The organism is Fretibacterium fastidiosum (assembly GCF_000210715.1).
Classification (GTDB): Bacteria; Synergistota; Synergistia; order Synergistales; family Aminobacteriaceae; genus Fretibacterium; species Fretibacterium fastidiosum.
In genome coordinates this window covers 359,547-367,983 of the sequence record NC_021038.1, presented here as the reverse complement: position 1 = coordinate 367,983, position 8,437 = coordinate 359,547, and the positions used below count along the sequence as shown (strand labels likewise).

The 8,437-nt window shown below is 60.7% G+C and carries 8 protein-coding genes; all 8 read right to left on the bottom strand.

Annotation, left to right across the window (positions count from 1 at the left end):
- Positions 1 to 134: 134 nt before the first annotated feature.
- The 8 genes from SY1_RS12515 to SY1_RS01595 all read right to left on the bottom strand — a co-directional run bounded on the left by SY1_RS12515 (position 135) and on the right by SY1_RS01595 (position 8,287).
- Positions 135 to 263: a hypothetical protein gene (locus SY1_RS12515; protein WP_279369710.1), complete on the bottom strand. Its 129-nt coding sequence runs from the start codon at positions 261 to 263 to the stop codon at positions 135 to 137.
- A 242-nt stretch (positions 264 to 505) separates the two neighbouring features.
- Positions 506 to 1,423, bottom strand: a complete 918-nt coding sequence (locus SY1_RS01625) for a hypothetical protein (protein ID WP_208872554.1) — start codon at positions 1,421 to 1,423, stop codon at positions 506 to 508.
- A gap of 14 nt (positions 1,424 to 1,437) precedes the next feature.
- On the bottom strand, positions 1,438 to 2,115 hold the full coding sequence (locus tag SY1_RS01620) for a hypothetical protein (protein WP_015555971.1): 678 nt from the start codon (positions 2,113 to 2,115) through the stop codon (positions 1,438 to 1,440).
- Positions 2,116 to 2,130: 15 nt separating this feature from the next.
- Positions 2,131 to 3,300 carry an SPFH domain-containing protein gene (locus SY1_RS01615; RefSeq protein WP_015555970.1) on the bottom strand — a complete coding sequence of 390 codons (1,170 nt, stop codon included), beginning with the start codon at positions 3,298 to 3,300 and terminating at the stop codon, positions 2,131 to 2,133.
- Position 3,301: 1 nt separating this feature from the next.
- Positions 3,302 to 3,568, bottom strand: a complete 267-nt coding sequence (locus SY1_RS01610) for a hypothetical protein (RefSeq protein ID WP_208872553.1) — start codon at positions 3,566 to 3,568, stop codon at positions 3,302 to 3,304.
- A gap of 35 nt (positions 3,569 to 3,603) precedes the next feature.
- Positions 3,604 to 4,398, bottom strand: coding sequence for a TNT domain-containing protein (locus SY1_RS01605; protein WP_015555969.1), 795 nt, complete (start codon positions 4,396 to 4,398; stop codon positions 3,604 to 3,606).
- A gap of 10 nt (positions 4,399 to 4,408) precedes the next feature.
- Positions 4,409 to 7,096: an ATP-binding protein gene (locus tag SY1_RS01600; protein ID WP_015555968.1), complete on the bottom strand. Its 2,688-nt coding sequence runs from the start codon at positions 7,094 to 7,096 to the stop codon at positions 4,409 to 4,411.
- Between the two features lie 234 nt (positions 7,097 to 7,330).
- Entirely contained in the window at positions 7,331 to 8,287 is a 957-nt protein-coding gene (locus tag SY1_RS01595; RefSeq protein ID WP_243440555.1) for an RpnC/YadD family protein, read from the bottom strand.
- Between the last annotated feature and the right edge of the window lie 150 nt (positions 8,288 to 8,437).

Below are 8,437 nucleotides of genomic sequence, written 5' to 3'. Positions count from 1 at the left end.
ATCTTCCTCACTCCACCCCTGGACAACCGGGGGGCCTGAAAAACGCGCTTCTTCAATTTTTGCCTCCCCTGTAAGGGGAGGTGGTCCGGAGGGGTTGGCTTCACGCTCAGCAATAGGCATGGCGTAACGGATTGTCAATCCAAAGCCCCTTTTGTAAAAGCAACGCGAATATCGCGGTTTCTATCGGCATCAAGATCTATGGATTCGATATACCACGGATTCCCCAGAGCAGGCGCGATTTCAAATACTTGAATGTCTTTCATAATGCCACTACTATACCACTTCTGACAATTTTGAACCCATCCTTACCCACTTGAGATAGCGAGGAACTTCTTTTTCTCAGCCCATGCCGTTCTCAATCCCGCAGGCAAGATTTTTAACCTGTGGCAAAGACAGATTTCTAACGTTTCCTGTCGCACTCGACGGGTGCAAGATCAAAATCATCTTAACCTATGTTATAACGAGCTTAATCTTCGGTAACTTCCTTGCAACCTGCGGATTTGTGCTATTGCGTTTGACTTGACAAGCTAGCATCGGTGGTCGTTGCGTCAGCGCTTCCCTTTTCGTTTCGACCCTCCCGAATAACTTCCAAAATAAAGCCAAAAATAAAGCCAAAAATAACTCCAGTCCAAAAGTATCCCATGATACCTCCGACGAGGATCGTACCCAAAATAATAAGAAATATCATCTTTACCTTCATCGTTTCACTTGCCCACAACATACCCAAAATAAAGCCAAAAATAACTCCCCTCCAAAAGTATCCCATGATACCTCCGAGGATCGCACCCAAAACAAGAAGAAATACTGCCTTCTTCTCCTGTATCGACGCTTTTCTCAACTCTTCTTCTCTCGCTGTCAACAACTTTTTCATGTCTTCCGAAATTTTTTTGCAATCTTTCAATATCTGATCGAGTTTCTGCTGATATACACCCTTCAGTTCTTCCGGAGCGTATTCGATCGCGCGAAGTGCATTCGTGGTGTTGTTCCCAAAAAGATACTGCAGGTCCGCCCTGTCCAGTGCCGCAACGATGTCTTTCAATTCTTTTTTCGCATTTTCGATAAAGCCTTGCTTTATAAGAGAAATTACTCTATGCTGACAATCAACCAGTCTTATTGGAAGATACCCCCCCTCCAATAAACTCCTGAACTTTCCCCACCAGGCCTCGTGGCAAGTGGGGGCACCCTTCAGTATCTCCTCATACAAGGCCTCGGCCCCCTTCAGGTCCCCGTCGGAAAGCTTCTGCTCCGCGCGGATCAGCATGTTCTTCAGGGTTGGGAGCCCGTCAATCTCCGCCTTGAACTTTTGGATAGCCTCCTGAACCAGAAACTCGCTGCCGCAGTAGACGCAGATCCCCCGCTCCAGGCCGGGGTTGAGCTCCAGCGCGCCCCCGCAGGCGGGGCATTTGGCCTTGGTCAGCATCAATGCAATCCTCTCCTTTACGTTCGTTTTAAAAGGTGGTTCCTCTCCCGTATCAGCCTCTGAATCTCTTCGGCCCGACGGGCGATGTCCTCCCGGTTTTCTCCGCTCGCCCCGACGCGCGGCAGCGCGCGGATCGCGGCCTCCAGGTCGCGCTCGATATCCAAGACAGACGGGTGCGACCTCACGGGGCTGGAGGCCATCAGGTCATAAGTCCTGCGGAGCAGCCGGGCCTCCTCCCCCTCCCCGGCCTCGTCCACCGCCCGGCGCATCTCGTAGAGCAGCCCCTTGAAGGTCCGGAGCTCCGCCTCCCGCACGGTCTCGCCCCCGGCCGTGTGTTGGTCGGCCAGCATGGTGCTCGTCAGCGCGGCGATATGGAAGACGGACAGCACAAGCTGGAGGAAAAAGGCCGTGCGCCACCCCTCGGGACGGACCGCGATCAGCACGGAGCCCAGGGCCAGCTCGGCCAGGAAGAAAAACAGTCCCAGCCCTCCCAGCGTGGTCCCGAAAAGGGCCGCGCTCCGAGACCGCACGGTGAAACGCGGGGTCAGGAGCAGCAGGACATAGGCGCTGTGAACGAAGACGTAAGAAATCCACACCGAGGCGTTTTTCGGCTGGATGTCTGCCAGGAAGAACACGGCGTTGAAGAGCACGGGGAAGAGCGCTTTGAGGATCAGCCAGAGGATGCCATTTTTCATCGTTCTCACGCTCCCTCAGTTCCTGGGGGTTCCGCATTTGTTGCAGAACCGGGATTCGGGGGGCAACACCGCCCCGCAGTTTCCACACGTGGCCTCGGGCGCGTCCAGCCGCGTCCCGCACCGGCCGCAGAATAAGGAGTCCTCCGGGTTATCCGCGCCGCAGTGAGCGCAGCGCTTCGCGCCGCCGGGGCCGTCCCGCTGCACGAAGCGCCCTCCGGACGGCCCCTGAGGGAAGGGGCGCTCCTCCGGCCGGGGCTCCTGCATGGGCGCGAACATCTGCTGGGCCATGCTGTTGAAGACGCCGCCTGCGACCATGCCCATGCCCAGCCCCGCGCCCGTCGCGGCCACGCCGCCCGCCCCGGGGTTGTTCGCCACATCGTGCAGGATCTCCGTCGCCTGCTGCCGGCCCCAGTCGTTGCCCAGGATGCCCATGACGCCCTTGTTGGCGTAGGCCGCCTCCAGCTTCTGGCGGTTGGGGTCCTGCTCCGGGATGTCGATGGCCTCGATGGTGAAGTTGACCAGCCGGACCCCGTAATCGGCAAGCGGCTCGCGGAGGATGGGCGTCAGGTGCTCCGCCAGGAGCGCCTGACGCTCGCATATGCCCAGGATTTCCTCGTTCGACTCGCGGATCGCCCTCGCGATGTTGGACTTGATGTGCTGCATGAACTCGCGCCGAAAGTATCGGGTGAGCTCCTCCTGGGTGAGCTGCTGCACGTTGTTCCCCAGGAGCTTGATCAGAAACAGCTTGGAGTTGTCGACCTGTACCTTGAACGCGCCCCGTGCCGTCACGCTCGTCGCGATCCGCAGCACCGGGTCGCGGACCTGTATCGGGGAGTCCGTGCCCCAGAGGATCTCCATGGAGTGCGCCTTGCGGACGAAGTAGACCTTGCAGTTGAACGTGCTGATGCCCCCGGAGAAAAGGTTCCTCAGACGGCTGATGAACGGGTAGTTCTCGGTGGACAGCACGTATTTGCCGCCGTCGAAGACCTCCTCCACGATGCCGTCCCGGAAGAACAGCGCCTCCTCCGACTCGGCCACGATCAGGGTGGAGTTGGTGTTGAAGTCCTCCTCTCCGTTGAGCCATATCAGCAGGTTGCCCGGCCCCGTGTTCTTGATGACGTCGGTAAAGTGCTTCCTGCCCCCGACGTAGGCGGCCTCGTTGGGGTTGCGTCCGAACATCGCCATGCTAACGTCCTCCTTCGTTCAGGGCTCCGGAGCCCCGAAGCTCCTTTTCCCTGAGCATCCGGGAGAGCAGGTCCCGGCAGGCTTCCGATTCCGAATCATGAAGTTTCAACGAGCTCTTCAGACCATGCTCGCTGAAGTACACGGCCCACCTGCCATCGATACGCCTCATGCAGGTCCGACATTCGGAGATGCCTTCGTCGCCGATCAGATACCAATCGGGCGGTATGCCCTCCTTCCGCAGCGCAGAAAAAAGTTCCTTAAGCCCCACGCTTCAACGCCTCCTTCGACGTCAACGCCCCGGCGTCAACGCTTCAACTTCAGTGCCTCGTCAAAAGAGATTTCCCGCAGGTACGGGGATGCCCCCCGGGTCATCTCGAACTCCCTGAGCTCCGTCCTGTACTGTATCCCTCCGCCCGGCTGGCGGAACCACGGGGCCACCGTACCCCGCGCAACGTCCTCGAGGGGCCTCAGGATCTCGAAGTACCTCGGCTCCGTCTCCTTCCACGGCAGGGAGACCTTCTCATAGGGCGTCCCAAACTCCGTGAAATGGTGACCGGACTCGTTCCCCCACCGCTGCAGCACCACGGACCCCGGCTGCACCGCGACCGTCTCCGGATTTTCCACAAACCCGCCGTTGGGGGCCCAGATCAGGTCCCCGTTCGCGTCGATAAATTCGGGGTCCTCCCTGATGTCGTCCCGCAGCGTCTCCCGGATCGCGTCGTCGGCCCTCCGCTGCTCCTCGAACTCTGCCTCCAGGGAAGGATTTTCCTCCGTGTCCGTATCCCCGTCCTCCGGGATCTCGTCGGGACACGCTTCGGAGGCGTCGGACTCGTTGAGGTTCTCGAAGTCCGCGCTCGTGTCCTCCTCCAGATCGGTCAGGCCATAGCTTCCATCCGGCCCAGCATCCGGGGCATCCGGTAGCTCCGTGTCCTCTGCGATGTCCTGGGGCGGGGCGTCGAGGTCCGCGCTCCTCTCGAGCCCGGCGCCCTCGCTGAGCTCGACGCTTTCAGATAGGGTGTTCTCCGTGCTCTCAATGTTTCCGATATTCTCGGTGCTTTCGATGTTTTTGGTGAAACCGAGGTCGTTTCCGTCGCCCATCCTGTCCCTCCTACTTTTGCAGCGAGTTGCGGATCAGCGCATCGCTGACGTCGATCCGCGTCCCGTACCGGATTCGTCTCCAGAGATGGCACTTCGTGCAGGCCAGCAGTTCCGCGGAGAACGGCTCGTCGTTCAGCTCCGCCCTGACGCGCTGTGAAATGCTCCCGAACACGGACCTCAGGACCTCAAAGTCTCTGGTGTCCCCCTTGAAGTTCTTGGCGAAGATCCGTTTCGCCGCCTCCCGCGCCAGCTCCCTGAGGTCGGGCCGACACGTCTCGGCGCAGTACCGCACGAACCCGCACTCGGGGTAGGGCCTCAGGTCCCGCTGCCGGGTCCTCCAATACGTGGAGCGCTCACGGATGGCCTCGTCCGACAGCGTGACGCCGATCTCCTGCTCGAGGCGATAATCCGGGATACGCACCTCCTCCGGCACGTCGAGCCGGCCGAAGAACAGAAAGGCCTCCCCTGGCCTCAACCTGCCCAGACGCTCCGTCTGTGCCGCGTCCATGTTCGTGCTGTCGCTCACGATCTGCCTGTCGCCCGCCTCGACGATCCTGAAGGCCACCTTGATGTCGGTGAGGGCCACGACGTCCGCGGTCACCTTCCGCGGCGACTGGTCCGCGATCACCATGCCGACCCCATAGGCGCGGATCTCCGCGAGCATCCTCTTGATCAACTCCTGGGCGATCGCGCCCGGGTCCGCCTCTCCCTGTACGGCGTTCGTCCCGCCTCCCAGAAGGACGTGGGCCTCCTCCAGCAGGATGACGTTCTTCAAGCGGCCCTCCCCGACGTAGTTGGCGTTCACATAGGCCAGGATGGACAGCAGCAGCAGCGCAATCAGCAGCGCCTTCTGGTCGTTGTTCTCTATCGCGGCCAACTCGATGACCGTCGGCCTGGACAGAAGGTCCTCGATGGGGATGGAGTGATAATGGTCGAAGAGGTTCGACAGGCTGCCGAGCCGCACCGTCCCCGCCCGGCCGATGTTCAGGGCCTCGCCGACATAGCCGATCGCCTCGAACGTCTCCCGAAAGCAGCGGATGAAGTCCGCAATGTTGAACACGCGCCCCTTGTTGGCGGACGTGTAGGAGTCGAGCCATCGGAACTCCGAATAGCAGTTGTTGACCGCCTCCTCGAATATCTTGTCGAGCGGCGAGGACATGGAGACGGCCGCCGCGAAAGCGGTCTTCAAGGTCGATTTGTAGGCCCCAAGTCTGACGTTCTTCGGGGGCAGGAATGGGTTGAAGATGAAGGGAGAGATGAAATCTTTGCCGGGCGTGAAGACCTGAAGGTCGGGAATGCTCCGCACCAGGGCCCGGTATTCGTTCTTCGCGGGCTCGATGACGAGAAAGGGGATGTTGTATCGCTTCCACAGCCTGTCCAGCAGGCCGACCGCAAAGGTCGTCTTCCCCGATCCGGGAGTCCCGGCGATGAGCGCGTGCTTCGTCAGGTCGTCTACGGAAAACCCGATCGTGTTGCCGCCGGATGAGGATTTGAGCTGCCCCACCTCGATGTCGGCGCCGTCCACCACGTTCTCGGCGTAGGTCTTTTTTCTCCCGCCCGACTCGTTGACCGTCAGCCCCGCGGCGACGGTCCGGCTCCCGATGGGAAGACGGAAGAGCTCCGCGGCCTCTTCGGCGGTGATGATGCCGGGCAGCTGCCCGCAGACCCGGAGGAGGTCGCCACCCTGTCCGACGGCCGCGTCCGCCGGCTGTGTCAGTTCGTGCAGCCGCTGGTTGATCGCCCAGGGCAGGGGATGGTCGTTCCAGGGAAAACCGACGTCGGCCACGGGGATGGAGACGTTCTTTACGGCCACGGCCCCATCCCGTCCGGCGTTCAACTGCCCGAACAGCCTCTGCATGATTTGTTCCGCCGCCCGTTCCGGAGCGAGGACCGCGATGTTGTACCGGAACAGGGCCCTGTCCTTGTTCTCGGAGTAGTACTTGTAGACCTCCGCGGGGCGCTCCGCCAGGGTGAATCCGACGCTGCCGACCCCCTGGGTCATGACGCCCCTCTGGAGCGTCTCCAGGTTCTGGGAGAGCGAGTCGACGACGGCGGCCTCCTGGGGGGAGTACGACACCGGCATCAGCTGCACCGAGAACGCGCAGCCAGGATGACTGGCCAGCTCGTTGGCGATCCTTGCCAGGTCCTGACCACTCTTTCGTATCACGTCGAAGGAAAAGCACCAGGGGAGGATGGCGTTCTGAAGGTTCCGTATCCTGCCCTCCCTCACCAGCAGCCGTATCGCGTCGGTCTGAAGCTCCGAAAGGCTCGTCGCAAATTCGCCGTGCGGCAGGGGGCGGTATTCGTAGCGTTGGAGGTCCAGTGTCGTGGAACAGTCCCGGGCTATCGACCGGACCGCGTCCTCCGCAGCCGCTCGATCCACGGCCAGGGCGCGCGAAACAAGAAACAGACGAATGGAGGCCGCATACGGCTGGTTGGCGACCGACCGCGTCAGCCACATCAACTCGACCGAGACATCACGGCTCCCGGAGCCCCATGCCTTCCACCTCTGGTGTGCCTCCGAAAGCATAACGGCCATGCCGTCCCTGTACGCGGCGATGACGTCGCTCTCGTCCGCGCTTTGTCTTTCGGACAGGACACTGGCGACGTCCGGTATGGACGTCACCTCCAGAATATGCATCGCGGCGTACTCCTCGCCGCGCGTTCCAATCTTTACCGAGGAGATCGACGAATCCATTCGCACACCTCTCCCTCCCGGAGACCACCATCGAGAAAGAGGTCCCGGTCCCTCACGAGCCGAATTTTTCTTAACATACCCCATCTTCATTCACATTGTCAAGAGGTTTCGCACCTCCCCTTGCAGGGGGGCCTAATAAACCGGGGGCCTAACAACGCGCCTCTTCTTTTTGCCTCCCCTGGAAGGGGAGGCGCCGCCGAAGGCGGCGGAGGGGTTGCTTTTGAAGTGGTGCATTCAGTTTCCGGTTCCGGCCCTCAGCGCCGCAACCTCGTCAGGGGACAGACCGGTGAAGTCGGCAACCTGTTCGGGCGAAACGCCCCGATCCAGCATCCGTCGCGCCGTGGCGGCGATGCCCTCATCTCGTCCCAGAGCAATACCCTCATTGCGTCCCAGAGCGATGCCCTCCCTCAGGATCGTCTTCGCCTCGTACTCCAACACCCGGCCTCCCATGATGGACTTCACTCCTTCCCTCACCTTTTCGTGTCGACGGGCAATGTGCTCCAACACCTTACCGGACATCTCCTCAAGCGTCCGCTTCACGTACTCCGTCAACTTCCCGCTCTCCGCCAGCCCCTCAAGCCGTTCCCGTATCCCCTCGTACTCGGACAGAAGCTCCCGCAGCAATCCCTCGTCCCTCTCGTACTTCGCAAACCGTCTCTCGTGCGCAAAAATGTGGAAGGGAATGAGAAACAACAGCCCCCTGGAGAAGATGTCCTCCGGCGTGTACCGCTGGGCCTTCATCGCAGGGATATCGTAGGCCGCAGAACCACCGCCTGGCAGTTCGATGCGCACCGTCAGCACGTCCGGCGTACTCGCGCGACAACGAAGGTACAGGATCGCCGACGCAGGAAAGCGCACCGTCAGCACTCCCTCGCTCACCTCGCCCGCATCCAGCGCAATCTGCGCGTCGTACTCGAACATCCGGACCAGCATCGTGTCGTCCGACGTGCTCTGGCACTCGATGTGGTACTTCTTCAGCGACCTGCCCCGTATCCCGAAGCACGAGTCCGTGACGCGCTCTCGCTCCGTACCGTCCTGACCGTTGATAAAGTGCTCGTTAGGGTAGAACTCCACTGCCTCGTCCCCGGAGTACGACTCGTGAAAGATTTCGTTCACTAGCGGTATGATCAGGCTCGAACAATCGTTCAGCAGCGTTCGGAACACGTCGTCGTAGGGCGTGTTGACCAGCAATCCGCATCCCTCCCCCATCCCTTCGGCTCCTGGCCTCATTATAGCAAACAAGCCCCCTGCAAGGGTAGGCGCCGAACGCAGTGAGCCGGGTCGGTCGCTTATAACACCTTCTCTCACTTCCTGCCGTTGCATTTAGGGCGTAAATCCAGG